This is a genomic window from Nocardia sp. 852002-20019_SCH5090214 (genome assembly GCF_001665865.1).
GTDB lineage: Bacteria > Actinomycetota > Actinomycetes > Mycobacteriales > Mycobacteriaceae > Nocardia > Nocardia nova.
Genome location: NZ_LZMK01000421.1, coordinates 62,302 through 88,816 on the forward strand (window position 1 = coordinate 62,302; position 26,515 = coordinate 88,816).

27 protein-coding genes are annotated in these 26,515 nt (G+C 67.6%); 10 read left to right on the plus strand and 17 right to left on the minus strand.

All coding sequences use genetic code 11. The features are described from left to right. Positions 1 to 241: 241 nt before the first annotated feature. The 3 genes from A5780_RS36435 to A5780_RS36445 all read right to left on the minus strand — a co-directional run bounded on the left by A5780_RS36435 (position 242) and on the right by A5780_RS36445 (position 3,509). Complete coding sequence (locus A5780_RS36435) at positions 242 to 1,411, minus strand: ferredoxin reductase (RefSeq protein ID WP_063010796.1); 1,170 nt, start codon at positions 1,409 to 1,411, stop codon at positions 242 to 244. An 84-nt stretch (positions 1,412 to 1,495) separates the two neighbouring features. After that, positions 1,496 to 2,050 carry a hypothetical protein gene (locus tag A5780_RS36440; protein ID WP_064911289.1) on the minus strand — a complete coding sequence of 185 codons (555 nt, stop codon included), beginning with the start codon at positions 2,048 to 2,050 and terminating at the stop codon, positions 1,496 to 1,498. 40 nt (positions 2,051 to 2,090) lie between these two features. After that, complete coding sequence (locus A5780_RS36445) at positions 2,091 to 3,509, minus strand: wax ester/triacylglycerol synthase family O-acyltransferase (RefSeq protein WP_063010768.1); 1,419 nt, start codon at positions 3,507 to 3,509, stop codon at positions 2,091 to 2,093. Between the two features lie 381 nt (positions 3,510 to 3,890). Here A5780_RS36445 and A5780_RS43325 point away from each other — a divergent pair, with 381 nt between their 5' ends. Continuing rightward, positions 3,891 to 4,241, plus strand: coding sequence for an Rv3235 family protein (locus A5780_RS43325; RefSeq protein ID WP_146101005.1), 351 nt, complete (start codon positions 3,891 to 3,893; stop codon positions 4,239 to 4,241). A gap of 252 nt (positions 4,242 to 4,493) precedes the next feature. Next, positions 4,494 to 7,331 (plus strand): preprotein translocase subunit SecA, encoded by a 2,838-nt coding sequence (secA, locus tag A5780_RS36455; protein ID WP_064911290.1) that lies wholly within the window; start codon positions 4,494 to 4,496, stop codon positions 7,329 to 7,331. Between the two features lie 30 nt (positions 7,332 to 7,361). Here secA and A5780_RS36460 read toward each other — a convergent pair whose 3' ends face one another. Beyond that, a complete protein-coding gene (locus tag A5780_RS36460) occupies positions 7,362 to 7,769 on the minus strand; it encodes a helix-turn-helix domain-containing protein (protein WP_063010762.1) in 408 nt (135 codons plus the stop codon). 77 nt (positions 7,770 to 7,846) lie between these two features. Here A5780_RS36460 and A5780_RS36465 point away from each other — a divergent pair, with 77 nt between their 5' ends. Both A5780_RS36465 and A5780_RS36470 read left to right on the plus strand, forming a co-directional pair. Continuing rightward, on the plus strand, positions 7,847 to 8,791 hold the full coding sequence (locus tag A5780_RS36465; protein ID WP_231983209.1) for an NADP-dependent oxidoreductase: 945 nt from the start codon (positions 7,847 to 7,849) through the stop codon (positions 8,789 to 8,791). A 251-nt stretch (positions 8,792 to 9,042) separates the two neighbouring features. Next, complete coding sequence (locus A5780_RS36470; RefSeq protein ID WP_156769753.1) at positions 9,043 to 9,558, plus strand: DUF4254 domain-containing protein; 516 nt, start codon at positions 9,043 to 9,045, stop codon at positions 9,556 to 9,558. Between the two features lie 71 nt (positions 9,559 to 9,629). Here the strand turns inward: A5780_RS36470 and A5780_RS36475 are convergent, their stop codons facing one another. After that, positions 9,630 to 10,460, minus strand: a complete 831-nt coding sequence (locus A5780_RS36475; RefSeq protein ID WP_064911292.1) for a class I SAM-dependent methyltransferase — start codon at positions 10,458 to 10,460, stop codon at positions 9,630 to 9,632. Between the two features lie 81 nt (positions 10,461 to 10,541). On the opposite strand from A5780_RS36475, the gene A5780_RS36480 reads away from it, so the two are divergent. After that, the gene (locus tag A5780_RS36480; RefSeq protein ID WP_063010754.1) at positions 10,542 to 11,228 is read left to right on the plus strand and encodes a helix-turn-helix domain-containing protein; all 687 of its coding nucleotides are present in this window, start codon (positions 10,542 to 10,544) and stop codon (positions 11,226 to 11,228) included. On the opposite strand, the gene A5780_RS36485 is transcribed toward A5780_RS36480, so the two are convergent. From A5780_RS36485 to A5780_RS36500, 4 genes are all read right to left on the minus strand, one after another. Continuing rightward, positions 11,229 to 11,807 (minus strand): Uma2 family endonuclease, encoded by a 579-nt coding sequence (locus tag A5780_RS36485; protein WP_063010752.1) that lies wholly within the window; start codon positions 11,805 to 11,807, stop codon positions 11,229 to 11,231. 87 nt (positions 11,808 to 11,894) lie between these two features. Next, complete coding sequence (rsgA, locus tag A5780_RS36490) at positions 11,895 to 12,896, minus strand: ribosome small subunit-dependent GTPase A (protein ID WP_063010750.1); 1,002 nt, start codon at positions 12,894 to 12,896, stop codon at positions 11,895 to 11,897. Then, entirely contained in the window at positions 12,893 to 14,212 is a 1,320-nt protein-coding gene (gene aroA, locus A5780_RS36495; protein ID WP_063010748.1) for a 3-phosphoshikimate 1-carboxyvinyltransferase, read from the minus strand. The genes rsgA and aroA overlap by 4 nt, the downstream gene beginning before the upstream one ends. A 183-nt stretch (positions 14,213 to 14,395) precedes the next feature. Continuing rightward, positions 14,396 to 15,931 carry an aldehyde dehydrogenase family protein gene (locus tag A5780_RS36500; RefSeq protein ID WP_064903418.1) on the minus strand — a complete coding sequence of 512 codons (1,536 nt, stop codon included), beginning with the start codon at positions 15,929 to 15,931 and terminating at the stop codon, positions 14,396 to 14,398. Positions 15,932 to 16,077: 146 nt separating this feature from the next. Here A5780_RS36500 and A5780_RS36505 point away from each other — a divergent pair, with 146 nt between their 5' ends. Further along, positions 16,078 to 16,929, plus strand: coding sequence for an SOS response-associated peptidase (locus A5780_RS36505; protein WP_063010744.1), 852 nt, complete (start codon positions 16,078 to 16,080; stop codon positions 16,927 to 16,929). Between the two features lie 28 nt (positions 16,930 to 16,957). Here A5780_RS36505 and A5780_RS36510 read toward each other — a convergent pair whose 3' ends face one another. From A5780_RS36510 to ybaK, 4 genes are all read right to left on the minus strand, one after another. Beyond that, positions 16,958 to 17,263, minus strand: coding sequence for a hypothetical protein (locus A5780_RS36510; RefSeq protein ID WP_064903420.1), 306 nt, complete (start codon positions 17,261 to 17,263; stop codon positions 16,958 to 16,960). Positions 17,264 to 17,403: 140 nt separating this feature from the next. Then, positions 17,404 to 19,095, minus strand: coding sequence for an MDR family MFS transporter (locus A5780_RS36515; RefSeq protein ID WP_082976930.1), 1,692 nt, complete (start codon positions 19,093 to 19,095; stop codon positions 17,404 to 17,406). Positions 19,096 to 19,172: 77 nt separating this feature from the next. Further along, positions 19,173 to 19,673: a MarR family winged helix-turn-helix transcriptional regulator gene (locus A5780_RS36520; protein ID WP_063010740.1), complete on the minus strand. Its 501-nt coding sequence runs from the start codon at positions 19,671 to 19,673 to the stop codon at positions 19,173 to 19,175. Positions 19,674 to 19,813: 140 nt separating this feature from the next. Then, positions 19,814 to 20,311 (minus strand): Cys-tRNA(Pro) deacylase, encoded by a 498-nt coding sequence (gene ybaK, locus A5780_RS36525; protein WP_064911294.1) that lies wholly within the window; start codon positions 20,309 to 20,311, stop codon positions 19,814 to 19,816. 471 nt (positions 20,312 to 20,782) lie between these two features. Between ybaK and A5780_RS36530 the strand changes: the two genes are divergently transcribed. Beyond that, positions 20,783 to 21,397, plus strand: a complete 615-nt coding sequence (locus A5780_RS36530) for a sigma-70 family RNA polymerase sigma factor (protein WP_036504644.1) — start codon at positions 20,783 to 20,785, stop codon at positions 21,395 to 21,397. A gap of 44 nt (positions 21,398 to 21,441) precedes the next feature. Beyond that, on the plus strand, positions 21,442 to 21,708 hold the full coding sequence (gene rsrA, locus A5780_RS36535) for a mycothiol system anti-sigma-R factor (protein WP_030515050.1): 267 nt from the start codon (positions 21,442 to 21,444) through the stop codon (positions 21,706 to 21,708). Positions 21,709 to 21,813: 105 nt separating this feature from the next. Here the strand turns inward: rsrA and A5780_RS43330 are convergent, their stop codons facing one another. Then, a complete protein-coding gene (locus A5780_RS43330; RefSeq protein ID WP_369801531.1) occupies positions 21,814 to 21,888 on the minus strand; it encodes a 50S ribosomal protein bL37 in 75 nt (24 codons plus the stop codon). A gap of 203 nt (positions 21,889 to 22,091) precedes the next feature. Here A5780_RS43330 and A5780_RS36540 point away from each other — a divergent pair, with 203 nt between their 5' ends. Together A5780_RS36540 and A5780_RS36545 are read left to right on the plus strand one after the other, a co-directional pair. Continuing rightward, complete coding sequence (locus tag A5780_RS36540; RefSeq protein ID WP_082976926.1) at positions 22,092 to 22,742, plus strand: TetR/AcrR family transcriptional regulator; 651 nt, start codon at positions 22,092 to 22,094, stop codon at positions 22,740 to 22,742. Positions 22,743 to 22,872: 130 nt separating this feature from the next. After that, positions 22,873 to 24,234 carry an NAD(P)/FAD-dependent oxidoreductase gene (locus A5780_RS36545; protein ID WP_064903427.1) on the plus strand — a complete coding sequence of 454 codons (1,362 nt, stop codon included), beginning with the start codon at positions 22,873 to 22,875 and terminating at the stop codon, positions 24,232 to 24,234. 19 nt (positions 24,235 to 24,253) lie between these two features. Here the strand turns inward: A5780_RS36545 and tsaA are convergent, their stop codons facing one another. The 3 genes from tsaA to A5780_RS36560 form a co-directional block, all read right to left on the minus strand. Continuing rightward, positions 24,254 to 24,667, minus strand: a complete 414-nt coding sequence (gene tsaA, locus A5780_RS36550; RefSeq protein WP_063010733.1) for a tRNA (N6-threonylcarbamoyladenosine(37)-N6)-methyltransferase TrmO — start codon at positions 24,665 to 24,667, stop codon at positions 24,254 to 24,256. A 78-nt stretch (positions 24,668 to 24,745) separates the two neighbouring features. Then, a complete protein-coding gene (locus A5780_RS36555) occupies positions 24,746 to 25,705 on the minus strand; it encodes an AraC family transcriptional regulator (RefSeq protein WP_063010731.1) in 960 nt (319 codons plus the stop codon). 274 nt (positions 25,706 to 25,979) lie between these two features. Next, positions 25,980 to 26,459: a hypothetical protein gene (locus A5780_RS36560; protein ID WP_146098631.1), complete on the minus strand. Its 480-nt coding sequence runs from the start codon at positions 26,457 to 26,459 to the stop codon at positions 25,980 to 25,982. Between the last annotated feature and the right edge of the window lie 56 nt (positions 26,460 to 26,515).

The window sequence follows — 26,515 nt, forward strand, 5'->3', positions numbered from 1 at the left end:
CCTGCAATGCCTCCGCTTCGCTCCGGCGGTGTCGAATGAATGCCTCTGCATCGCGTCGGCGGGCCGGTATCGGATTGCCTCCGCTGCGCTTCGATGGACTGCCTCCCCCGCGCTTCGGCGGCATGGGCTCCGCTGCGCTTCGGTGGGAGGTCTCGGTCTTGTCCTCTTCAGAGTATCGGTAACCCGTGGTGATCGCTCGCGCCGCCGCGGGGCGCACGGGTGAACACCACCGGAACGCGACTCACACGTCCAGGGTGCAGTCGCCGGCCGCGGCCGAGATGCAGGTCTGGATTTTCTCCCCGGCCTGGTGTTCGGCGCCGTTGCGCAGATCGCGCACATGTCCGTCGGTCAGGGTGACCACGCAGGTCTGGCAGATACCCATCCGGCAGCCGAACGGCATCTGCACGCCCGCGGCCTCACCGGCCTCGAGCAGGCTGGTGGCGCCGTCGGCCTCGGCGCTGCGATCGGTGCGGGCGAAGGTGACCGTGCCGCCCTCGCCGACCGCCGAACGTTCCACCTCGAACCGCTCGACATGCAGCTTGTCGCTGATACCCGCTGCGGCCCAATGCTTCTCGACATCGTTGAGCAGACCGGCCGGACCGCAGGCCCAGGTCTCGCGCTCGCGCCAGTCCGGGAACCGGCTGTCGAGATCGGCCAGATCGAATTTGCCCTGCTCGCCGGTGAGGTGGATATGCGCGGTGAAGCCGGGATGCTTGTCGTGCAGCGCCCGCAGTTCCGCGCCGAACATGACGTCCTCGGCGGTCCGGGCGGAGTGGATGTGCACGATGTCGTCCATCGCGTCGCCGTCGGTGCGGTCGGCGGCGCGGCGGTCCATGGTCCGCAGCATCGCCATCACCGGGGTGATGCCGCTGCCGGCGGTGATGAACAACACCTTCGCCGGCGGGGGCTCCGGCAGGACGAACCCGCCCTGCGGCGCGGCCAGGCGAACCACCGTGCCCTGCGGCACGCCGTTGACCAGGTGGCTGGACAGGAAGCCCTCCGGCATCGCCTTCACCGCGATCGAGATCACTCGTTCGGCGCGGTTGTCGCGATGGGTCCAGTCCGGCGGGCAGGTCAGCGAATACGACCGCCAGTGCCAGCGCCCCTCGACCAGGACACCGATGCCGATGTACTGACCGGGGGTGAAGGTGAAATCGAAACCCCAGCCCGGCTTGATCACCAGGGTCACCGAATCGGCGGTCTCCTTGCGGACCTCGATGATCCGTCCGCGCAGTTCCCGCGCCGACCACAGCGGATTCACCAGATGCAGATAGTCATCGGGCAGCAGCGGGGTGGTGATGCGGGCCGCCGCGCCGCGCAGCGCGTCCAGGCGCGTCCGCCCGGCCATCTTCGCGTCGGCGACCGGGGCCTCGAGCCATGCCCGCAGGCCTTGTACCGATTTCGACACCATCGTGCGAATGCTCATTTCCTGTGATCACGCGCCTGCGGCGCACCCTTCGAGCCAAGGTTACGGCATCGTAGGTTAGCGGGCGGATCAGAGGAGGTCGAGCAGGAACGGCAACTCCTGTGCCGCGTACCAAGCCAGCTGGTGATCCTCCGCGTCGCCCAGCACGAATTCCGCGTCCGGATCGCCCAGGTCGGCCGCGTCGACGACGTCGACGGCCTTCGCGACCTGAGGTTCGGCCTCGGCCAGATCGACGTGCACCGAGGCGATGCGCTTGTAGGTGATCGGCCCGGACAGCCGGACCACCGCATCGTCGAGATCCGGGCGCAGGGTCGTGCCCGTCACATCGGCGGCGATCACGGCACGGCGGTAGACGGGGGCCGAATACGACGATCCGGTGTCTTCGGCGGCGTCCGGATCTGTTCCGTCCTCCGGTTCGGCATCGCCGTCGTCGGCGTGCATCAGTGCGGATTCGCGTTCCTCGGCGAGCAGCCGCAGCGATGCGCGCGCCGCCTCACCCATCGCCACCTCGGCCAGTTCCTCGTCGTCGCCGGAGGCGTAGGCCTCGCGCAACGCGGGGGTGACCGCGAAGGCGGTGTCGTTCACCGCGCGAATTTCGCGCTGCGCCACCAGCTCTCGGAGCATGGCGATGGTGGCCGGGACATAGACGCGTAGCTTGCCCTGATCAGACGCAGGCACCGAGCATCTCCTCCATGGATTCGCGCACCGCCGCCGCCAGTACGGCGATATCGGCCATCGCCTCGCGGTCGGCATTGAGACCGTAGAACACACGTCCGTCGTAGGACGTGATTCCGATGCTCGACGCCTGATTGCGCAGCAACGGCGATACCGGATACATCTCCAGCATCCGTGCGCCGCCGATATACATCGGCCGCTGCGGACCCGGGGCGTTGGTGATCACCAAGTTGAATGTGTGTTCTGCGAACGTACTCGCCGCCCGCACGCTCATCGCGTGCAGGCTGGCCGGGGCGAAGCCGGCCATGTGAACCAGGGTGCGCGCCCGCACGGCGCGCCGATGCCGGGCATTCTCGGCCGTGGCATGCGAGATGTGCGACAGCCGCATCACCGGATTCTGCTCTCCCACCGGCAGATCGATCAGGAACGAGGAGACCTCGCTGGCCGGGCTCACGTCGTCGGGTGACCCGTCGACGTAGACCGACATCGGTACCACCGCGCGCAGCACCGCCGATCCGACCAGCACCTCACCGCGCGATTGCAGGAATATCCGCAGCGCGCCGGTCACCACGGCCAGGATGGCGTCGTTGATGGAGCAGCCGAAGTGTCTTCGAATGCGGCGATAGTCCTCGAGGTCGGTCCGTGCGATGTCGAACCGGCGGCACCGCGAGATCGAAGTGTTGAAGGGGCTGTCGGGCGCCGTCCGCCCGGCCGCGCGCACCCGGTCGACCGCGGCGTCGACCGCCTTGCCCGCGGCCGCCACCACCGCCGACGCGTTGGCTCCGGCATCGCGGACGACTTCCCATGCCGTCGCGGGCTGGGTCGCTATTTCGGCCAGTGACATGCCCAGCAGTTCCATGTCGCCGGGTTCACGGTGGGCCACCCAGGTATCGGGTGCGACCACCCGCGGCGAGGGCCCCGAGTCCAGGATGACGTGGCCGATCTCGAGCGCGGTCTCACCATCCACCAGCGCCGAATGGGTTTTGGTGAAGATCGCGCAGCGGTCCTCGGACAGGCCTTCGATCAGATACATCTCCCACAGCGGCCGGCTCGGGTCGAGCGGTCGCGACGACAGCCGCCCGACCAGTTCGTAGAGCTGCTCGTCGGAGCCCGGAGCCGGCAGCGCCGATCGCCGCACGTGATAGGTGAGGTCGAAGCGGCTGTCCTCGACCCAGACCGGGCGCCCCACCTTGAACGGGACCTCACGGACCTTGCGGCGGTAGCGGGGCACCATCGACAACCGGCTGTCGACCAGGTCCAGCAGCGTCTGGTAGTCCACGCACGGAGATCCGTCGCCGGGGTCCTCGGGGGCGACGCGCACGATCGCGAGAGAGCCGATGTGCATGGGATTGCTGCTCGACTCGAGCCGGAAGAACGACGCGTCCTGCGGCGTCAGTCTCGTGATCACGCTGTCCGAGCTCCTCTCCGTTGCCGCTCTCCATTGTGGAGTGACACAAACCTTGCGCGCGTGACTGTGTGGGACTTGTCGCGTCGGCGTCGGAATTCCGCCGTCGTCGACGCCGCGCATGGCATGCTGGTTCGATCCGTGCCCAAGCATGCCGACCAGGGGGAGTGTCGAATGCTCGAGTCTTCTGCAAGCCCGGTATACACCCGTCGCGCCCGCCGCGCGCCGGTATTCGAACCGCCGTTGGATCCGAGGAGTTCCGGTGGTGCGACTGCGGGAAAGTCGCTCGATCGGGGGGCGGCCGCGCACGTCGTGCCGCGACTGCGGACCCCGCGCCGGTCCGCGCACGACGGCCGCTCGCCGGGGTCCGGCGCGGGTGTGCCGGTGTCGTCCGACATATGCGGCGGGGACGAAATCGGTACGGCCGCAGCGCAGTTCGCGGAGCGGTCGCTGCGCCTGGTGCTCGAGGTCATCGACGGGCGGCGTCCGCTCGGGCAGTTGCGTCCGGTGGTGGAGCCGACCGTGCTGGCCGCCGTCGAAACGCTCGCCCGCACCGCCGCCGCGGAGCGCCGCCTCGGTACGGCGGTGCTCGTCACCGTGAAGCTCGCCGAGGTCACCGCGAGTGCTGCGGAGGTGTGCGGCGGATACGAGCGGGGGCAGCGCCGTTTCGCCGTCGCCGCGCGGCTGGTGCTGCGCCGCGGGCGTTGGCGGATGAGTGCCTTGCGCATGCGGTGATCGCGGGCGTGTGTCGTGCCGAAGTGTGATCGATCACTGCCGGGCCCCGATGGGCCGCGGCTGTCCGTGGATGTTCCGACGCGGCGGCGCCTACGATGGAGGCCGCATTACCATGGACGATGCCGCTTATCCGCGCGCCGGGGATTTCGCCCATACGATGTGGCGGGGGCTTCGGTATGCCGCGAGTAGTGCGGTGTGCCGAAGATGTAGCACTGCAAGACGACAACATCGACCAGAGGACTGACGAGACCCGTGCCTGCGCTGACACTGACGAGGTTGCTACGTTTTGGTGAGGGTCGCACCGTCAAGCGGCTCGCGCATCTGGCCGACGAAGTTCTCAGTCTGGAAGACGAGTACGCCGATCTCACCGACGCGGAACTGCGGGCCAAGACCGACGAATTCAAACAGCGCTACATCGACGGCGAATCCCTGGACGAGTTGCTGCTCGAGGCTTTCGCCACCGCGCGCGAGGCCTCCTGGCGTGTGCTGAATCAGAAGCATTACAAGGTGCAGGTGATGGGTGGCGCGGCCCTGCACATCGGCAATGTCGCCGAGATGAAAACCGGTGAAGGTAAGACACTCACCTCGGTGCTGCCCGCCTATCTCAACGCGATCAGCGGCGACGGCGTCCACATCGTCACCACCAACGACTACCTGGCCCGCCGTGACTCCGAGTGGATGGGCCGCGTGCACCGTTTCCTCGGCCTGCAGGTCGGCGCGATCCTGTCCGGGATGAGCCCCGCCGAGCGGCGTGCGGCCTACGGCGCCGATATCACCTACGGCACGAACAACGAATTCGGCTTCGATTATCTGCGCGACAACATGACCCATTCGCTGGACGATCTGGTCCAGCGCGGGCACAACTTCGCCGTGGTCGATGAGGTCGACTCGATTCTGATCGACGAGGCCCGGACGCCGCTGATCATTTCCGGCCCGGCCGACGCGTCGAGTAAGTGGTATGCCGAATTCGCCCGTATTGCACCGCTTTTGAAGAAGGATGTGCACTACGAGGTCGACATCAAGAAGCGCACCATCGGCGTGCACGAGGCCGGTGTCGAATTCGTCGAGGATCAGCTCGGTATCGACAATCTGTACGAGGCCGCCAACTCGCCGCTGGTCAGCTATCTGAACAACGCGATCAAGGCGAAGGAACTCTACGTTCGCGACAAGGATTACATCGTTCGCAACGGCGAGGTCATCATCGTCGACGAATTCACCGGCCGCATTCTGGTCGGCCGTCGCTACAACGAGGGCATGCACCAGGCCATCGAGGCCAAAGAGGGCGTGGAGATCCAGCCGGAAAATCAGACGCTGGCCACCATCACGCTGCAGAACTATTTCCGTCTGTACGACAAATTGTCCGGTATGACCGGTACCGCCGAAACCGAGGCGGCCGAGCTCCACCAGACCTACGGCCTCGGTGTCGTGCCGATCCCCACCAACAAGCCCATGATCCGCATGGATCAGGCGGACCTGATCTACAAGACCGAGGAATCGAAATTCGCCGCGGTCGCCGACGACATCGCCGAGCGGCACGAGCAGAACCAGCCGGTGCTGATCGGTACCACCTCGGTGGAGCGGTCGGAGTACCTGTCGAAGCTGCTCACCAAGCGCGGCATCCCGCACAACGTGCTGAACGCGAAGTTCCACGAACAGGAAGCGCAGATCATCGCCGAGGCCGGCCGCCCGGGCGCGGTCACCGTGGCGACGAATATGGCCGGCCGTGGTACCGACATCGTGCTCGGCGGTAACCCCGACATCATCACCGATACGCTGCTGCGCCGGCAGGGCCTGGATCCGGTCGAGACGCCGGACGACTACGAGGCCAGCTGGCTGCCCGCGCTGGAGCAGGTCAAGCGGCAGGTCGAAGACGACGCCGATCTGGTGCGCGACGCCGGCGGCCTCTACGTGCTGGGCACCGAGCGGCACGAGTCGCGACGTATCGACAACCAGCTGCGCGGTCGTGCCGGTCGCCAGGGCGACCCGGGCGAGTCGCGCTTCTACCTCTCGCTCGGCGACGAGCTGATGCGGCGTTTCAACGGTGCGGCCCTGGAGTCGATCATGACCCGGCTCAACCTGCCCGACGACGTGCCGATCGAAGCCAAGATGGTCTCGCGGGCGATCAAGAGCGCCCAGACCCAGGTCGAACAGCAGAACTTCGAAATCCGCAAGAACGTTCTGAAGTACGACGAGGTGATGAACCAGCAGCGCACCGTCATCTACGCCGAGCGCCAGCGCATCCTGGCCGGCGAGGATATGGAGGGCCAGGTTCAGTCGATGATCACCGACGTGATCACCGCCTACGTCAACGGCGCCACCGCCGAGGGCTACGTCGAGGACTGGGATCTGGCCAAGCTGTGGACTGCACTCAAGACGCTGTACCCGGTGGGCATCGAATACCAGGATCTGACCGGTGAGACCGAAGACGGTGAGATCGGCGAACTGAGCCGCGAGGAACTGCTCGACGCCATTCTCGACGACGCGCACGACGCCTACGCGCGGCGTGAGAAGGAAATCGACGATCTGGCCGGCGCGGGCAGTATGCGCAACCTGGAGCGTCAGGTGCTGCTGTCGGTCCTGGACCGCAAGTGGCGTGAACACCTCTACGAGATGGACTACCTCAAGGAGGGCATCGGCCTGCGCGCGATGGCGCAGCGCGATCCGCTCGTCGAATACCAGCGCGAGGGTTTCGACATGTTCGCCGCCATGCTCGAGGGCCTGAAGGAGGAGTCGGTCGGCTTCCTGTTCAACCTCCAGGTGGAGGTTCAGCAGGCTCCCGAACCGCAGCCCGCGGTCGGTGCCGGCCTGCGTTCCCCGGTGGGCGCCACCCATCCCGCCCCGGCAGTACCCCAGGGCAACGGCGCCGCCGAGAACGCCCCGGCGGCTCTGCGCGCCAAGGGAATCGACGAATCCGGCCCGCGCGGCCTCAGCTTCTCCGGTCCGGACGAGGGCGGCCACGCCGAAGTCCGCAGTGCCGCTCAGGAATACGGCGACACCCCCTCGACCGGCATGACCCGCCGCGAGCGTCGCGAAGCGGAACGTGACCGGTCCAAGCAGTCCAAGCCCCCGAAGTCCAAGCGCCGCCGGTAATTTCGGCGAACGATACCCGGCGAGAAGCCGCTACGCGGTTTCGGTCTGCTGGTCGTAGTGTTCGCGGGCGGCGTGGACGTGGTCCATGTTCTCCTCGGCCCAGTCTTTGACCGCGCGCATCACCGGTAGCAGTGAGCGGCCGAGTGGGGTGAGTTCGTAGTCGACGCGAACCGGGACCGCGGGAGTGACGGTGCGGCAGACCAGGCCGTCGCGTTCGAGGTTGCGCAGGGTTTGGGTGAGCATCTTCTGGCTGATGCTGGCGAGGCGGCGTTGCAGGTCGCTGTAGCGCTGGGGGCCGTCGGCGAGGGCATTGACAGCCAGGCTCACCCATTTGTCGGCGATGCGGTCGAGTAGTTGGCGTGCGGGACATTGCGCCAGGTACGCGTCGTATTCGACGCCGGCCTGGGCGCGGCGTTGGGCGGCGGTTCGGGTGGCCACGGCTCTCCTCGGAGTGGGATACGCACCTTCGAGTGCGTACTTCCTTATGGAGAGTAGCTCTCCATAAGTTGAGCAGCATGACTTCTGGAAACAGCATGCGGGCAGTGGTCGTTCGCCGCGTGGGCGGCCCGGAGGCACTCGAGGTGGTGCGGGTGGCGATTCCCGAACCCGGGCCGCGCCAGGTGCGGATCCGGGTGGAGGCGGCGGCGGTCAATCCGGTGGATATCGCGACCCGCAGCGGCGCCCTGATCGAGGCGGGACTGATGGCGCCGCGCGAAATCATCGGAATCGGCTGGGACGCCGCGGGAATCGTCGACCGCGTCGGGCCGGAGGTGACGACATTCGCGGCGGGACAACGCGTTGTCGGATTACGTGATCTGCTCGACCGGTCGCTGGGTGCGTATGCCGAGTATCTGGTGCTCGATACCGATGCGGTCGCACCGGCACCGCCGGGTGTGGATGCGACGGAAGCGGCCACCCTGCCGCTGAATGCGCTGACCGCACACCAGGCGCTCGCGCTGCTCGACCTTCGCGCCGGTGACACCCTGCTGGTGACGGGCGCGGCCGGAGCGGTGGGCGGCTTCGCGGTCGAACTGGGCGTTCGTGCCGGACTGCGGGTGGTCGCGCAGGTCGCCGATGAGGATGCGGCGTTCGTTCGCGGACTCGGCGCCGAATGGACCGTGTCTCGCGCGAGCGCCGACCTCGCCGGGGAGATACGGGCGCTGGTTCCGGGCGGTGTCGACGGCGCACTGGACGGCGCGGGTCTGGGGGTTCGCGCGACGGCCGCCGTCCGCAACGGTGGCGCCTACGCCGGGGTGGCCGGCGGACAGCCCCCTCTTCCCTTGCGCGGCATGAGAATGCACCAGGAGTGGATCCGGGCGGACGGAACCGCGCTCGGCGAACTCGCGGCGCTCGGCCTGGGCTTGCGGGTCGCCGATGTCCTTCCGCTCGAACGCGCGGCCGAAGCGCATGAGCGGTTGTCCGCCGGTGGACTGCGCGGGCGGCTGGTGCTGACGCCGTAGTCAACCACTGGTTATGTGCTCCGTCAGCACGCTGCGGCGATCAGGGCTGTGACTTCTCAACAGCGGGAACGAGCAGGGGGGCGAACGGCTAATCCGGGGCATACGGTCGGCTTCGTCGAGGGCCGACACGACCGACCAGGAGCTGCCGATGTGCTCGAAGTCGCAATTCTCGCCGCACCGCGTCACCGAGACGGCCGCGATGGCTGCCTCCGGTGCGGTATCCCCCTCCGAGCGCGGGGGCGGTGCTCGCGATGACCGGTGAGGTTCCGGGGCCCGAGGGCACCCGGGTGGCGACGGTGTCGCCGTTGCTGGTGCTCGAGCGCGGCGGCGCCGACGTTGTCGGGGATCTTCCCACCGCCGAGATGCTGCTGCGAACGGTGCGTGATTCGCGGCCCGCCGCACATCACCTGGACCCGCTCGCGCGGCACCTCGCGGAACTGCACACCGGTGCCGCCCGATCGCACGATGCCGACTATCGCCGCGCGGCCGAGGCGTCGCGCCGCGAGACCGTGCGCGCGATCGATCGATGGATCCAAGCCCACGTCCCGCAGCATCGGCACGGCACCGCGATCCATACCGAAACCGTCGGTTCGGTGATCGATCGGCTCATGGCGGCGTACGCCCGTGCCGCGCACCTGCTGGAGACCACCACCGACGATCTGGCCGTGCACGCTGCGTGGTTCCGGGTGGCCGAACTGGTCAACGGCTACGACGATCTGATCGCGGCGATCACGCACGGCGAGCGCCGGCTGCCGACGTCGGCGTAGACGCCGGCCGGATCGCACACAACCGGGCGGCTTCGTCGAATATCCGGCCGCGCGGCGACACGGACCGGTGATCACGCCCGCCGGCCGGTGACCAGGAGGTACTCCCAGCGCATCCGCCCGCCGCCGAGATCGTGGCGAGCGGCCAGGTCGGCGAGGGCGCGGTCCAGCTCGGCGATGCGGTCCGGGTCGCCCGCCAGGGACCGGTAGACAGCGACCGTGGGACCGTAGTTGGCCTTGAAGAAGTCGCGGAACCGGTCACCGTCGGCGAAACACTCCACCGTCGCGAATTCGCGCTGTATCCGCAGATCGGTGACGTGGTCGCCGAACAGGTCCCGGAGATGGTCGGCGGTGCCCCAGAGCAGCGGCGATTGCGCTCCGGGCGGCGGTGGCGGTGCGAACTGCTTGGCGGTGGAGAACATTTCGCCGATGAATCCTTCCGGCGTCCAGTTGATCAGCCCGATCGTCGCATTCGGCGCGGTCACTCGGAGCAGTTCGCCGGCGGCCGCCCGATGCGACGGGGCGAACATGATGCCCACACAGGACATGGCGACATCGAATCGGCCGTCGGCGTACGGCAGCGCCTGGGCGTCGGCGGCCTCCCAGGTGAGATGGACACCGCGAGCGGCCGCCGCGGCCCTGCCGGCCTCGAACATTTCCGGCGTCAGGTCACTGGCGACGACGTCCGCGCCGGCTTCGGCCGCCGGAATGGCCGCATTTCCCGCTCCGGCGGCGATGTCGAGCACGCGCAGGCCGGGACGAATATCGCAGGCTCGGACCAGGCGCCGGCCCAGGCCGGGTATCACGGTGTCCGCGACGCGAGGGTAGTCGCCGAGAGCCCAGAGGGCGTGGGTGCGTTCGGTGATGTCGGGGGATGGTTGCTGGGTGTGAGGGATAGCTGTCATACCGCAAGCATTCGGCGGCCGGGGCGGCCCCGGCCAGTTCAACATCTGTACCCGGCGCGCGCCGAGTGGTCTACTGGTTGTGTGTCCGGCTATGGGGAGTTCTGCCCGATCGCCAAGGCAATGGATGTCCTCGACGAACGATGGACATTGCTGGTCGTCCGCGAATTACTGTTGGGTAGTACGCATTTCAACGAGTTGCGGCGGGGCAACCCGAAAATGTCGCCCGCCCTGCTGTCGCGGCGTCTGCGCTCGCTGGAGCGGTCGGGGGTGCTGCGTCGCGAGATCGGTACGGACGGACGGGCCGCCTACCTCCTGACCGAGGCCGGACGTGAACTGTCGACCGTCGTCCAGGCGCTCGGGACGTGGGGGGTGCGCTGGATCGGCGATCTCGGCGACAGAGATCTGGATCCGCACCTGTTGCTGTGGGACATCCGTCGCACGATTCCGGTCCGGGCGTGGCCCGAGGAGCGCACGGTCCTGGAGGTCGAGTTCACCGATGTGCCCGGCAAGGAGGCGCACTGGTGGCTCGTGGTCGAGCGCGGGACGGCGGCGGTCTGCGACTACGACCCCGGTTTCGAGGTCGCGGCAACCGTGCGCAGCACGCTGCGGCAGCTCACCGAGATCTGGCGCGGCGACCGGAGCTGGGCAGCGGCGCTGCGGGAGGAAACCACCGAGATCGTGGGCCCGGCGTCGATTCGGCGGCAGGTACCGCAGTGGATCGGGCAGGCGAGCCTGGCAGCGACTCCGCGCCCGGAACACGCCGACTGATCACATCCGCTGATACTCGGTAAGGTCGATGTCCAGCTCGAACGGCACCGACAGTGCGAGCCGGTCGTGGTGGATGCCGGTGGGAGTGTATTGGCCGGTGGCCGGGTCCAGTTCGTAGATGTAGACCACCGCGCGACCGTTGTCGTTTTCCACACGCCAAAAATGGGGAATCCCGGCGCGCGCATACAACTGCGGTTTGCGTTCGCGGTCGCGCACAATCGAATCCGGCGAAACGACTTCGACCGCCAGGACGACATCCTCGGGCTGATAGGTGGTCTGGTCAGCCCCACGATCCGCCGATTCGTGGACGACGATAAGGTCTGGCTCCGGGCGTTGCCGAGGGCCCAATGTCACCGTCATTTCCCTTCGAACCCGAAGGGCCGATGGCGCTGACGATCGCAGCGCGGACACGAGCAGATCGATCACCAGCGCATGGAATCTCATCTGCGGGCTCACGAAGACGAGACTCCCGTCGATCAGCTCGGTGTGCGGGGGGAGGTCGGGCAGCTTGTCCAGGTCATCGGCGGTATAACCGCCGGTCGGCGGGACGACCCAGGCAGGCAGCGGCTCCGCGCTCATCAGCCCTCCCTCCTCGTCGGGACGTCTCGTGCAATGCCAAGTATCGCATTCCTGCGCCACCTGCCCGCGCCTGCAGACCCAGAGGGCTCAGCTGCCGCCGACCACCCAGGGATCGTTGGAATTCAGCGCTGTCAGCAACAGCCGGATCGCCGCCACCCGCCGCTCCTTGCCCGGCAGTTCGTCCAGCGCGCATTCCGGGTCGGCGGGTGGGCCGAGGTGGGTGCAGCCGCGGGGGCAGTCCTCGATGGCCTCGGACAGGTCGGGGAAGGCGGCGATCACGTCGTCGGGGGAGATGTGGGCGAGGCCGAAGGAGCGGATGCCGGGGGTGTCGATGACCCAGCCGCCGCCTTCCAGCGGCAGGGCCACCGACTGAGTGGAGGTGTGGCGGCCCTTGCCGACGCCGGAGACCGTGCCCACGGCTCGTTCCGCTTCGGGGACAAGGCGATTCACCAGCGTCGACTTGCCGACGCCGGAGTGGCCGAGCAGACAGGTCAGCGAATCCCGCAGGAGGTCGCGAACGGGTTCCAGGGGATCGTCACGCCCGCCGTAGACGATGGTCAGATCCAGATCGGCGAATTCGGCGGCGAATTCGGAATCGGCGGCCAGATCGTGTTTGGTCAGGCACAGAATCGGTTGCAGCCCACCGGCATACGCGGCCACCATGGCGCGTTCGACGAAGCCGGTGCGAGGCGGCGGATCGGCCAGCGCCACGACGATGAACAGCTGTTCGGCGTTCGACACCACGATGCGTTCGAAAGGGTCGGTGTCATCGGCGGTGCGGCGCAACACCGTTCGGCGATCGGCGACGCGCACGATCCGCGCCAGCGTATCGGGCCGGCCGGACAGGTCGCCGACCACATCCACCTGATCGCCGACCACGATCGGGGTGCGGCCCAGTTCCCGCGCCCGCATCGCGACCACGCGGCGATCCGGATCGTCGCCGAGCACGCACCCCCAGCGTCCCCGATCGACCGAAACCACCATGGCCGACACCGCATCTCGATGTTCCGGCCGGGTCTTGGTGCGGGGACGCGAACCCCTGCCCGGGCGGACCCGGACATCGGATTCGTCGTACTCCCGCCGCCTCAGTGGGCCGCTCCCTCACCAGATAAGGCGCCGGCGCCCGCCAGCATCGATTCCCACAGGGTGACGAATTCGGGCAGCGTCTTGGCGGTGGTGCCGATGTCCTCGATGCTCACACCGGGCACGCGCAGGCCCAGAATCGCGCCCGCCGTGGCCATTCGGTGATCGGCGTAGGAATGCCACTGGCCGCCCTGCAGCGGGGTCGGCTCGATGCTCAGCCCGTCCTCGGTTTCGGTGACGTTGCCGCCGAGGCGGTTGATCTCGGTGGTCAGCGCGGCCAGCCGATCGGTTTCGTGTCCGCGCAGATGGGCGATGCCGCGCAGCCGCGACGGGGAGTCGGCCAGCGCGGCGAGCGCGGCGACGGTCGGCGTCAGCTCGCCCACGTCGTGCAGGTCGATATCGATGCCGGCTAGGGACTGCGGACCGCGCACGGTGAGTTTGCCGTCGTAACGGCGCGCCTCGGCGCCCATCCGGACCAGGATCTCGCGGATCACGTCACCGGCCTGTGTGGTCAGCTGCGGCCAGTGCGGAATGGTCACCTCGCCGCCGGTGACCGCCGCCGCGGCCAGGAACGGCGTGGCGTTGGACAGATCCGGCTCGACATCCCAGTCGACGGCGTGGATCGGCCCGGGTTCGATGGTCCAGACCTGTTCCTTGCGCGGATCGGCGGGTGCCTCCACCCGGACCCCGGCCTGCCGCAGCATCTGCACCGTCATCTCGATATGCGGCATGGACGGCAGTGGCGCGCCCTCGTGGTGCACGGTGATCCCGGTGTCGAAACGCGCCGCCGACAACAGCAGCCCGGAGACGAACTGCGAGGAACCGGAGGCGTCGATGGTGACCCGCCCGCCGCGCAGCGTCCCGGCGCCGTGCACGACGAACGGCAGGGTGTTGCCGTCGATGTCGACGCCGAGACTGCGCAGCGCGTCGAGGATCGTGTGCAGCGGACGCAGCTGCGCCTGCTCGTCGCCGAAGAACGCGACATCGCCGTGCGCCAGCGCGGCCACCGGCGGCAGGAACCGCATCACGGTGCCCGCCAGTCCGCAATCGACGGTGGCGTTGTGCAGGTGCGTCGGCGGGGTGACGGCGAGGGTGTCGCCGTCACCGGTGATTTCGGTGCCCATCGCGCGTAAGCCCGCGATCATCAGCTCGGTGTCCCGGCTGCGCAGGGCGCCGGTGATCGTCGAGGGGCGGTCCGCGAGCGCGGCGAGAATCAATGCCCGGTTGGTGATCGATTTGGACCCGGGCAGGGTGACGGTCGCGTGCACGGCATGGTCGATGTGGGGCGCGGGCCAGAAACTCACCGGACCATCTTCGCGCATGAGAGCTGAACCCGTGTGCAGGGAGCGCGGTTTTGTGATCTCCGACGTATGCTCGTTTATTTGCTGGATTCGGACAATTGCCGCCTCATCCGGGAACGCGCCGGTTGCCGCGCCTGATCTGACCATGCGATCGGGCCCGCACCGTTGGGTGCGGGCCCGAGGGAGAGGCAGTGCGTATTCGGACTACTTGTGGCGTCCGTGCAGCAGCGGAACCACCTTGCGCAGCAGCTTCATGGTGCTCTCGGTGCGCTTGTAGCTCATCAGCGCCATACCCGGAATCGCGAAGCGCTGCACCGCGATCGAATGCGGGCTGGTGAACTCCAGCAGGCCGGGCGCACCGTGGATGCGGCCGATACCGGAATCGCCGACGCCGCCGAAGGGCAGCGACGCGATGGCGGCGAAGCCGAGCACCGAGTTGACCGAGGTGGCTCCGGCGCGCAGCCGGCGGGCGATCTCGAGGCCGTGCTTGCGCGAGTACACCGCCGATCCCAGGCCGTACTTCGAGTTGTTCGCGAGGTCGACCGCCTCGTCGATGGTGTCGACGGTGCGGATGGTGACGGTCGGGCCGAAGGTCTCTTCGCACACGGCATCCGAGTTCTCGTCCACGTCGACCAGAACCACGGGCTCGATATACGGCGCGTGCACCGAATCCGGGCCGCCCAGCACCGCGGTGCCGCCGTTGGCCAGCGCCGATTCGATGTGCCGGCGCACGATGTCGACCTGCGACGGCATGGTCATCGGGCCGTAGGAAGCCTTGGCGTCGGAGCCGGCGTGCACGTCCGACAGGATCTTCTTCACCTCGGCCACGAACGGCTCGCGAATCGACTTGTCGACGTAGACGCGTTCCACGCCGGCGCAGGTCTGGCCGCTGTTCATGGTCGCGCCGTAGGCGACGGCGTCGGCCGCGGCGGCGATATCGGCGTCCGCGGCGACGATCACCGCATCCTTACCGCCGCATTCCAGCAGCACCGGAGTCAGCGTTTCGGCCGCGGCGGCCATGATCTTCTTACCGGTCGCGGTGGAGCCGGTGAAGGCGATCTTGTCGACTCCCGCGCGCACCAGCGCGGCGCCGGTCGCGCCGAATCCGTTGATCGTGACGAACACGCCCTCGGGCAGGTCGGGGTTGGCGTCCACGAAGGCCTGGCCGACGAAATTGCCGATGGCGGTGGAGTATTCACTCGGTTTGAACACCACGGTGTTACCGGCGGCCAGCGCGTAGGCCAGCGAACCGTTGGGGGTGTAGACGGGGTAATTCCACGGGCCGATCACGCCGACCACACCCAGCGGCCGCTGCTCGATCGACGCCGCGAAATTCGACATCAGGGCGCCGGGCGACACCTTCTTCGGTTTGAGAACCTTCTCGGCGTTCTTGGCGGCCCAGGCGATGTGTTCGAGGGCCAGCATCAATTCCAGGTATGCGTCGTCGCGCGGCTTGCCGTTCTCAGCGTGGATCAGATCGCAGAATTCGTCGGCACGGGCGACGAGGCGGCTGGACCAGCGCAGTAGCGCCCGCTTGCGATCGGCGAAGCTGAGGCCGCCCCAGGTCGCGGCGGCCGCGCGGGCCTTGGCGACGGCCGCCCGCACCGCATCGTCGTCGGCGATGGGGTGGGTGGCGATAACGTCGCCCGTGGCCGGATTGAGAGAGGAGAGCTCGGTGGGCCGAGCGGATTCGGCTGCCTGTGCCGACGCGGTGGCGGCGGTGGACTCGGTGGTGGACATGGTTCGGCGACCCCTAATGAGAGAGTGGTGGCAAAAAGTTCTCACATTCGCGATGTGATGTCAATCGCCTTCAGTTGGATTCGTCTCGTTGTGCGGGTATGGCCGAGCCTACGGATTCTGTCGGTCCCGGATGGCAGCATGGAGATATGTGCGGCAGATATGCGACCACGGCGAATCCCGCCAGGCTGGCGGTCGAACTCGACGCCCTCGACGAGACCGCGGACGGTGCGCCGAGTGACGCCGCCGCAGGAAAATCGGTGCCCGGTGCTGGTGACAAGAGTGCCGGCGGCAAATCCGGAAACGGCGCCAACTACAACGTCGCCCCGACGAATCAGATCCTCACCGTCGTTCGCCGTCACGACCACAACCACCCCGACGACGACCCGGCGCTGCGGATTCGCCGCATGCGCTGGGGGCTGATCCCGGTCTGGACGAAGGCCGCCGAACCGGGAGTTCCGGCCAAGGGCAAGCCGCTGTTCAATGCCCGGGCCGACCGCGCCGCCACGGCGCCCTCGTTCCGGGATTCGGTGAAGAAGCGTCGCTGTCTGGTTCCGATGGACGGCTGGTACGAATGGCTCACCGAACCGCACCCCACCGGCTCCGGCAAGGCCGTGAAGCAGCCGTATTACATGTCGGATGCCGAGGGGCGCCGGCTGTACATGGCTGGCCTGTGGTCGGTGTGGCGGGATCCGGCGCAGCGGGATATGGCCCCGCTGCTGTCCTGCACGATCCTCACCACCGACGCGGTGGGCGATCTGACCCGCATCCACGATCGGATGCCGCTGATGATGCCGCGCGAACACTGGGACGCCTGGCTCGACCCCGACCATCCGGCGCCACACGAATTACTGGAAACCCCTGAGGCGCAGGTGATTTCGTCCATCGTCGCGCGTCCGGTCTCGCCGCTGGTGAATTCGGTGCGCAACAACGGTCCGCAGCTGCTGGAGCCGGTACCGGGTGCGGGCAGCGAACAGGCCGGGCAGATCAGCCTGATCTGAACCCGGCCCGGCGCCTGTTTTCTTGCCGCTATTCACATTTCACGGTCGGCGCCACGATGTTCAGTCCGCATTTCAGGATGGTCGCGCCCAACTCGATGAGCTCGGTCGTGGTGTCGCCGCCCAGTTTCTCGGCCTTCTCCGCCCGGGGATCCTTCTCCGGCGCGCCCGGATGTTCGGCGTCGCCGCCGAGGGGATAGTCCGGATTGTGGACGGGGGTCGGCACACTCGGCGCGGCGCCGGCGGGTGCGGCGGTGAGCAGACCGGATCCCAGGGCGAGCAATGCGGCGGCTGCCGTGGCGGTGAGCAGGCTACGTACGCGCGGACGGTGGGTCATTTCGCATCACATCCTCGGTTCGGAACGAATCGGGGGGAGAACGAACTGCCCGACAAGTAACGCACAGATGCGGGTGCGATTCCGGTGATTCCTGTGAATCGCACCCGTAGTACTGCGTGTCCTGCCCGCGTGTCCGAGGCTCAGGTCCGGGCCGGTGCCTCCGCGGCGCGGGTCGCCGGCGGTTGGGCGTCGGACTCGGCTGGGGCCTGGGCCGCAACGGTTCCGGCGGCCTCGGCTCCCCCGGTCGACTCCGCACTGGCCTGTAATCCGCCCGCGGTGCGCAGCGGCACCTCCTTCCAGAACACCACCAGCAACAGCGCGATCCCGGCGATGGCGGTGACAGCGAGGAATACGGTGTCCATCGAATCGGCGAAGCCGACCTGGAACGGGCGGGCCAGCGTCGGATTCAACTGCTGGATCACCGAACTGTCGCTCATCACCTGTCCGGCCGCCGAGACATCATGGGACAGCAAACCTTTCGACAGCGCCGCATCGGCGGGATTGCCGCTGTGCGCACCGGCGATCACCGCCTGCTGATAAGCGGGTTGTGTTGCCGCGCTGTGCAATTCGTCGCTGATATGCGGTGTCAGCTGCGCGAACAGAATGGACAGGAAGACCGCCACGCCCAGGGTGCCGCCGATCTGCCGGAAGAAGGTGGCCGCGGCCGTGGACACGCCCATATCCTTCGGCGGCAGGGCATTCTGCAAGGCCAGCGTGAGTGGCTGCATGAGGTTGCCGAGGCCGAGTCCGGCGATCGCCATGAAGATCATCACCAGCCACAGCGGGCTGTCGGCGCCGATCAGATGCAGCAGGAACAGCCCGAGCGTCAGCAGGCCGGCGCCGATCAGCGGGAAGACGCGATAGCGGCCGGTGCGGGAGATGGTCTGGCCCGCGATCACCGAGGCCGTCATCATGCCGAGCACCATGGGCAGCATCTGCAGGCCGGCGACGGTCGGACTCGATCCGCGCACCACCTGCAGATACTGCGGCAGCAAAGAGATCCCGCCGAACATGCCGGCGCCCACCACGAACGAGATGACCACGCCCAGGGCGAACGTCGAATTCTTGAACATCCGCAGCGGAATCAGCGCCAGATCGCCGAGTTTCGCCTCGACCGCGATGAAGCCCAGTACGCCGGCCGCGCCGATCAGATAGCAGGCGATGGCATTCGGACTGCCCCAGCCCCATTCCCGGCCCTGCTCGGCCACCACCAGCAGCGGAACGATGCCCACCGCGAGCATCAGCACACCCCACCAGTCGATCCGCACCCCGGGATGCGGGCGGCGCGGCAACTGCAGGACCTTGGTGACCACGGCGAAGGCGAGCAGTCCGATCGGCACGTTCACCAGGAACACCCAGCGCCAGCCGTCGATGCCGAGAATGGCCGGCTGACCTGCGAACAGGCCGCCCAGCACGGGCCCCACGACACTCGAGGTGCCGAAGACGGCCAGGAAGTAGCCCTGATAGCGGGCGCGCTCCCGCGGCGAGACGATATCTCCCATGATGGTCAGCGCCAGCGACATCAGCCCGCCCGCGCCGAGTCCCTGAAATGCGCGGAAGGCGGCCAGCTCGTACATCGACTGGGCCATGGTGCACAGCAGCGACCCGGCGACGAAGATGGCGATCGCCGCCAGATAGAAGGGCTTGCGCCCGAACATATCCGACAGCTTCCCGTACAGCGGCGTGCTGAGGGTCGCGGTGATGAGATAGGCGGTGGTGACCCACGCCTGCAGCGAATAGCCGCTGAGATCATCGGAAATGGTGCGGATGGCCGTGGACACGATGGTCTGGTCCAGGGAGGCCAGCAGCATGCCGAGGATCAGGCCGCTCATGATCACCAGCACCTGCCGGTGGGTGAAACCCGCGGCGTTCGGTGCGGTGCCGGCCGCGGCCGGGGTGGTGGTTGTCGTCACGAATTCTTCTCCGTCGCAGGGCCTTCCGTGGGGGAGGGGAGGGTGAGTATCGCCGGTCGCGCGGCTTCGTAGTCGTCGACGAAGCGGTGCAGCAGGACCGCGAACAGCTCGCGGTCGGGGTCGTTCCAGTCGGTCAGGATGCGCCCGATCATCTCGTTGCGCCGCACGCGCAGGTGGGCGGCCATTTCCTTGCCGGCGTCGGTGACGATCAGGACGCTGGCGCGGCCGTCGCTGGGATCGGCCTCGCGGCGCAACAGGCCGCGCTTGACCAAGGCCGCCACCTGGCGGCTGATCGTGGACGCGTCGGAGTACATCGCCTCGGCCAGCGCGCCGGAGCGCATCGGGCCGTCGCAGAGCAGGCGGAAGATGATGCGGTAGGCCGAGAGATCGATGTCGCCGTGCGATGCCGCTGCCACCTGGGCGTTGGTCCGCTCCCGGATCCGCCCCAGGCGAATCAGCTGCTGGGCGATCTGATCGATCACCTGCTCGCTGTCCATGTCGGACCTCCGTTTCCACCCGATCGGCCGCATACCGGGCCGAAAACTACTTGCATCAATCAACTATTTGTATACACCAACTAGTTGTTACACACAAATATTTCCGATGAGGGTGGTCGGATCTCGGCGAATGCGAGAAATCAGGCGATGACGGGCGCTGTGACCGCGCCGGTCAACCGGATCAACTCCGCGGGCGCGAGTTCGATCTCGAGGCCGCGCTTCCCGGCGCTCACGAGGATGCGATCCCAGATCAGGGCGGATTCGTCCACCACGGTGGGGAGTGCGCGCTTCTGCCCCAGCGGCGACACGCCGCCCAGCACGTAACCGGTGACGCGCTGGGCCTTCGCCTTGTCGGCCATGGCCGCCTTGGGCGCGCCCAGAGCCGCGGCCGCCGCCTTCAACGCCAGCGAGTGCGGAACCGGAAGCACCGCGACCGCGGGGGTGCCGGTCGACAGTTCGATGATCAGCGTCTTGAAGATCTGCGCGGCCGTCACACCCACCCGCTCCGACAGGGCGGTGACGGCCTCGTCGCCGTAGGAATCGTTGCGCGGATCGTGGGGATAGGAATGCACCGCATGGGGCACCTTCGCCTGGGTCAGCGCCCGGATCGCGGGTGTCGATGCGGCCATGCCGGCCACCCTAGCGGCGCCGGTTCATCCCCGGCAATCGCGTTTCGCCGGGTGTGACGCGGCCGTGGGAACACAGTGGAGGCCCCGCATGTTGCACTGTTCCGCCAGCACAGCGCAGCTGCCTTCGCAGCCGCTCGAGATCGGAAAAGTTCGAAGGAGATGCCGGTGACCGTCCTCGTCGACGAACGCCCGGTAACGACCGGCGACTCGCTGTCGTACCCGCTGATCGACATCATGATCCCGGACACCGGGTTCGATCGGCGACCCTCGCGCGCGGTAGATTCAGATGCTACGGCGACCGAAGGGACTTCCGTGACGAGCGACGACGAACTGGCGGCCGATCGCCCCCGCGGTGACACCGCGGGCGGTTCCCGACCGGAGGATATCGAGATCCCCGACGACCCGGTGGACGACGACCTCACGTCCGAGGATTCCGACGCTCGCGACGCCGAGGACGCGGACAGCGACGACGATTCGACCGTGCGTTCCACGGCCGACGAGGCCGAACTCGCGCGGCGCTTCGAGCGGGACGCGCTGCCGCTGCTGGATCAGCTCTACGGTGCGGCCCTGCGGATGACCCGCAACCCGGCCGACGCCGAGGATCTGGTGCAGGAGACCTTCGCCAAGGCCTATCAGGGTTTCCGGTCCTTCCGGGAGGGCACCAACCTGCGGGCCTGGCTGTATCGGATCCTGACCAACACCTACATCAACTCGTATCGCAAGAAGCAGCGCCAGCCCGCGCAGTACCCCACCGACGAGATCACCGACTGGCAGCTCGCCGCGACGGCCGAGCACACCTCCACCGGTCTGCGCTCGGCGGAGATGGAGGCGCTGGAGGCGCTGCCCGACGACGACATCAAGGCGGCACTGCAGTCGCTGCCGGAGGAATTCCGGATGGCGGTGTACTACGCCGACGTGGAGGGCTTCCCCTACAAGGAGATTGCCGACATCATGGGGACTCCGATCGGCACCGTCATGTCCCGGCTGCACCGCGGGCGCAAACAGCTCAAGGGGCTGTTGGCCGATGTCGCGCACGAGCGGGGGTTCGACCGGAACCGAACGGGCAACGGGGCGCGTCAGGAGGTAACCCAGTGAGCACCAGTGGGCACGAGCACGAGGATCGGGGCGCCGGGGACGAGATGGAACTGGACTGTTCGGCGGTTCTCACCGACGTCTGGCTGATTCTCGACGGTGAATGCGACGATGCCACGCGGGCGCGATTGCAGCACCACATGGACCATTGCTCGCCGTGTATCGAGGCATACGGTCTGGAGGAGAAGCTCAAGCGCCTGCTGAGCCGCAAATGCGGTGGGGACCGTGCCCCCGAATCGCTGCGCGAGCGGCTCACTCTCGACATCCGGCGGTCGATCACCGTCACCGAAACCCGGGTCGAACGCGAGTCCTGACCGGAAACGCGAATGCGGCACGCCATCCGTGATGGCGTGCCGCATTGTCGTCTTCAGCAGTGCACCGAGTCCGCTGGGCGGTCCCGGGGCGCACGGCGCAACGGCTCAGGAGTTGGGCCGCTTGCCGTGGTTGGCCGCATTCTTACGGCGGCTGCGCTTCTTACGCCCACGCTTACCCATCGGTATCTCCCTTCTGACCACACCAGGCTGGGGTGAACCCGCCTCAGGTGCGAGTTCCTGGGAGGAAAGGTTACATGCGTCCGCCGCCCACCCGGCAATCGGCCGGTGAGCGACCCGAATGCGGCACGCGGTAATCCGCCGATCGTGCGGGCGGCGGTTGTGGCGGACCCGGGCGTCGGTACCGTGAGCGGAGGAGGTGCCAGGTGGACAGACAGATGACGCAGGCCAGGCAGCGGCGTCGGCGGGTGATCCTGGCCGCGGCGGGGGGTTTGTTCGCCGCGTGTGGGTATCGGGCCGCGGGCATGGAGGAGATCGCCTGCCGGGCCGGGATCAGCAAGCCGGTCCTGTACAAGTCGTTCTCGAGCAAGCTGGAACTGTATCTGGCCGTTCTGCACGAGGCGATGCAGGAACTGGAGGAGACGCTCACCGCCGCACTCGAACCCGCCGAGGGCATGCGATCGATCGTGGAGGCGTCGGTAGCAGCGGTGTTCGACTTCGCCGACACCCGGCCACGCAGTGCGGCTCTGCTGGCCGGCGCCGCCGTGGCCGACGAACCGTCGGCGCAACGCATCGCCCATCAGGCCGCCACCATCTGTATCGACACGCTCGCGCAGGCGCTGGCACCGCATCCGCTACCGCGCGCCGAGCACGGCTGGCTGATCACGGCCGAGCTGGTCGCCATCGCTCAGTCGTGCGCGCGGGACTGGGTGGCCACCGGCAAACCCCTGCCCAAACACGAGGCCATCGCCACGACCGCCAGTCTGTGCTGGACCGGACTCGCCGGCGTGCAATTGGCGCCGAAGCATTCGGCCCGCAACGCCGGCCAGTTCCCGGTTCCGGACGCCACGGCATAGCGGGCGAACCACTGGCAACTACCCGGTGCCGCTGATGCCTTGGGCCGATTCGACTTTCGCCGCTGCCACCGCATCGGCCCGGCCGCCGAACGCGGCCTGCGTCTTCGGTCGCGATCAGTAGAGTGAATTCGTGAGTCCCGCGAAGATCGTGATCATCGGCGGTGGTTTCTCCGGCGTCGAATGTGCCCGTTACCTGGAACGTCATCTCAGCTCCGACGAGGCGTTCATCCAGCTCGTGACACCGGATGCGGGGCTGCTCTATCTGCCGCTGCTGCCGCAGGTCGCCTCGGGTGTGCTGAATCCGCGATCGATCACGGTGTCGCTGCGGCGGGTGTTGCGCCGCACCGAGGTGGTGCCGGGGATGGCGATCGGGGTGCATCCGGATACCCGGCAGGTCGTCGTGCGCGGATCCGCCGGCGCCGACAGCGCTCTCGACTACGACCATCTGGTGCTGGTGCCGGGCAGTATCACTCGCGTCCTCGATGTGCCCGGACTGGACGAGTACGGATTCGGGATGAAGACGCTCGCCGAGGCCATGTTCCTGCGTGACCACGTCCTGCAGCAGTTGGATGTCGCCGCCGTGCGCGGCGGCGAGGAGGAAGACCGGGAGCGGCTGAACTTCGTCACCATCGGCGCCGGTTACGCCGGTACCGAGACCGCGGCGGTGCTGAACAAGGTCACCCGGGCCGCCGCGCGCCGGTATTTCCCGAAGCTGGAATCCGGCATGGTGCGCTGGCATCTGGTCACCCACGGCGATCGGATCATGCCCGAACTCGGGCAGCGACTGGGGGAACAGGCCAAACGGAATCTGGCCGAACGCGGCATCGAACTGATCACCGGTACGTCGGCGAAAGAGGTTACCGCCCACGGGGTTCAGCTCACCAACGGCCGGTTCATCCCGACGCGGACGGTGCTGTGGACCGCCGGTGTGGTCCCCAGCCCTCTCGCCGGACACCTCGGTGCGGCGACGGAGAAGGGCCGCATCGTCGCGGCAGCCGATTTCACCGTGCCGGGGCTCACCGGTGTATGGGCCTGCGGCGATGCGGCCGCGGTACCCGATCTGACCGCCGGTGCGGGCGCGGTGTGCGCTCCCACCGCGCAGCACGCCATGCGGCAGGGACGTCACCTCGGCAAGAATCTGGTGGCCGCGCTTCGTGGCGAGCGGCCGACGCCGTACCGGCACCAGGACCTCGGGTTGGTGGTCGACCTCGGCGGCGCCGATGCGGTGGCGCGCCCGCTGAAGATCGGATTGCGCGGCATCCCAGCACAATTCGTCACGCGCGGCTATCACCTGATGGCGCTGCGCACCCTCGTCGCCCGGGCCCGGGTGGCCTTCGACTGGACCGTGCACGGCCTCAGCGGCGACGACTTCCTCCGTATCGGCTACGGCGACTACAGCACCCACACGATCGGCGGTTTCGAGCAGACCGGATGCTATCTACCGGCCGAGGAAGTCCCGCGGACCTTGAAAGCGCTCTGCGACAACGACTGACCGCAGGGCGTATCTCCTCTCACCGGTTCGCCGCGGACGCCGCGAGCACGGGCTTGATGTCGAGGACCGGGGTGCCGTCGAAGGCTTCCAGGTGAGCGACGCGGATCCGGGCGCCGGAGATGGAGAGGATCCGGACCTCGTGCAGCCCGATCGGGTTCGGGCGGTGTGGTGCGCGCGTGCTGAACACCCCGCTGAGCGGACGACTCGTGTCGCCCCGGGGATGGAGGGTCAGGGTGTCCCGGTCGGCGCGGTCGAGCCAGGTCAGCAGAACGAGGTCCATCCCGGGCTCGAGGCCCTCCAGCGCCTCGGCGTAGCGGTCGTCGAGCACGATCCAGGCCGGCGGGGCGCCTTCGTCGGGCTGGCGCGGTGCGGTAGCGAGGTCCGTGAGTTCGGATTCGACGGATCCGATCGGGCGCAGCAGATAGTCGGTCACCGCCCCAGTGTGATACCTCAACCCCGCTGCAGGTCAAGGGTTTCGGGTGACGACACGGCTTGCGTCGGCGGGACTCCGCTACGACCCGTACAGCTCGGCGCGCATCTGCTCCGGGCTCCGGCCGTACCGGCGCTGGAAGGCTTCGCGGAACCGGCGTGTGGTGGTGAACCCGGTGTGGTGCGCGACCGTGTCCATGTCCACCGGCAGGGGAGACGACAAGCGCTGCCGCGCGCGGTCGAGACGAATCGTGCGCAGCAGTGCCGCCGGGGCCAGACCGGTCGCCTCGGTGAGGGCGCTGTGCAGCGTCCGGCGCGAGCAACCGCACAGGCCGGCGACGGCGTCCGGGGTCAGTCTGCTGTCACCGCAGTGTATTTCCATGATCTCGCGTGCACGGGCAGCCAGATTCGCGTATTTTCCGCCCCCAGCGACGTGCGTGTGATCGTGGTTGAGCACACCGTCGAGCAACACGAGGGCGCTGGAGTACGCGACCGCGAAATCCACTGCGGTCCAGTCTCCGTGACCGGCGTGAAGCTCACCGATCTGGCGCACCAGCGATCGCACCAAGGGCCGACGTCCGTCGAGTGCGAGGGGAGCGTTCCTGGCGCGGGAGAGATCCACCGACGTCTCCGGGACGGTCATGATCAGCGCTCGCAGTGGCTCGTCCTGACGCATCACCAGCGGCGCACCCCACTGGAAGAATGCCAATGTTCCGGGAGTGACGACTTCCGCGGAATAACCCTGCGCGAACTTGAATTCCCCGCGCAGCGGTAGCAGCAACCGGTAGCTGTCGTCGCCGTCGCTGCGCACATCTCGTCCGGTGCGGCGGTAGTGCACGGGATCGGAATCGAAGCGCACGATCTGCATCCGGCCGACTCGCTGCGCGGTGGTCGACCAGGTGAAGTCGTCGGCGTCGTCGCCGAACGCCAATCCCACCGACCCTTGCCGACTCCGCAGGTAGTGGTGCCAGTACTCCATCCGCTCGGCGAGTGTCTCGGCGGATGCCGACGATTCCTCCTCCCACTGATACTCCGAATCCAAGAGAAGTTCCCTTTCGCGCGGCCGGCCGAAGAACGGCTTCAAGCTACAGCTCCGGCCTGAGCGCGGATCTCCCCTCCTGCTTGCGGATCCGCGATCAGTGTGCCCGCCGCGACCACCCCTGGGCGCACGAAAAACGTTAGACGCCAACACTTCCGATTTCTGGCAAGTTCACGGCGCATTCTGGCAAGACTCGCTGCCGACTGGTGTGCCCGCGGCGCGACTCGAGAGCCGCAGGATCATTTCCGTCGGGGTCCGCGGTTGCCGATAAAGGGATTTACAGGACAGATCGGAAAAAACAGACGTATCGCACCAACGCCACTTTCACGTCCGGATCAACGTTTCGCCGATTGAGCTGGAAACGCATTCCGTCGAGACTGCTCGGATTTCTCATCTTTCCGTCTTCGCGGTTATAGTGCTTGCGTTCCGCCTGGTTGGTTCCGATTGTGGTGAAGGTCGCCGATGAAATATCGCTCGTCTGTGTTGCCGACACATCGTCGTTGTCATCGGACAGGGCGGTCGCGAGGTCTATGCAATGATGCGGCCGGGTAATCGAATTTATGGTGGCGTGGCCGGCGTCGCATGCGGAATAGTGGCTTTCGCGGCGCACGGTATCGAAGGGGACTCTCCGAATTCTGCTGCGCTTATGCTCGTGTTGCTGGTCAGTGGCGTAGTCGGTGCGGCAGTGGGTTCCTCGGCCGGCCGCGGCCGGTTGCGGTTGTTCGGGATGCTGGCCCTGGGGCAGTTGCTCGGCCACACGGCATCGGCATCGACGGAGCCGCCGCGACCTTCGCATCCATCCGAGATCAGCGG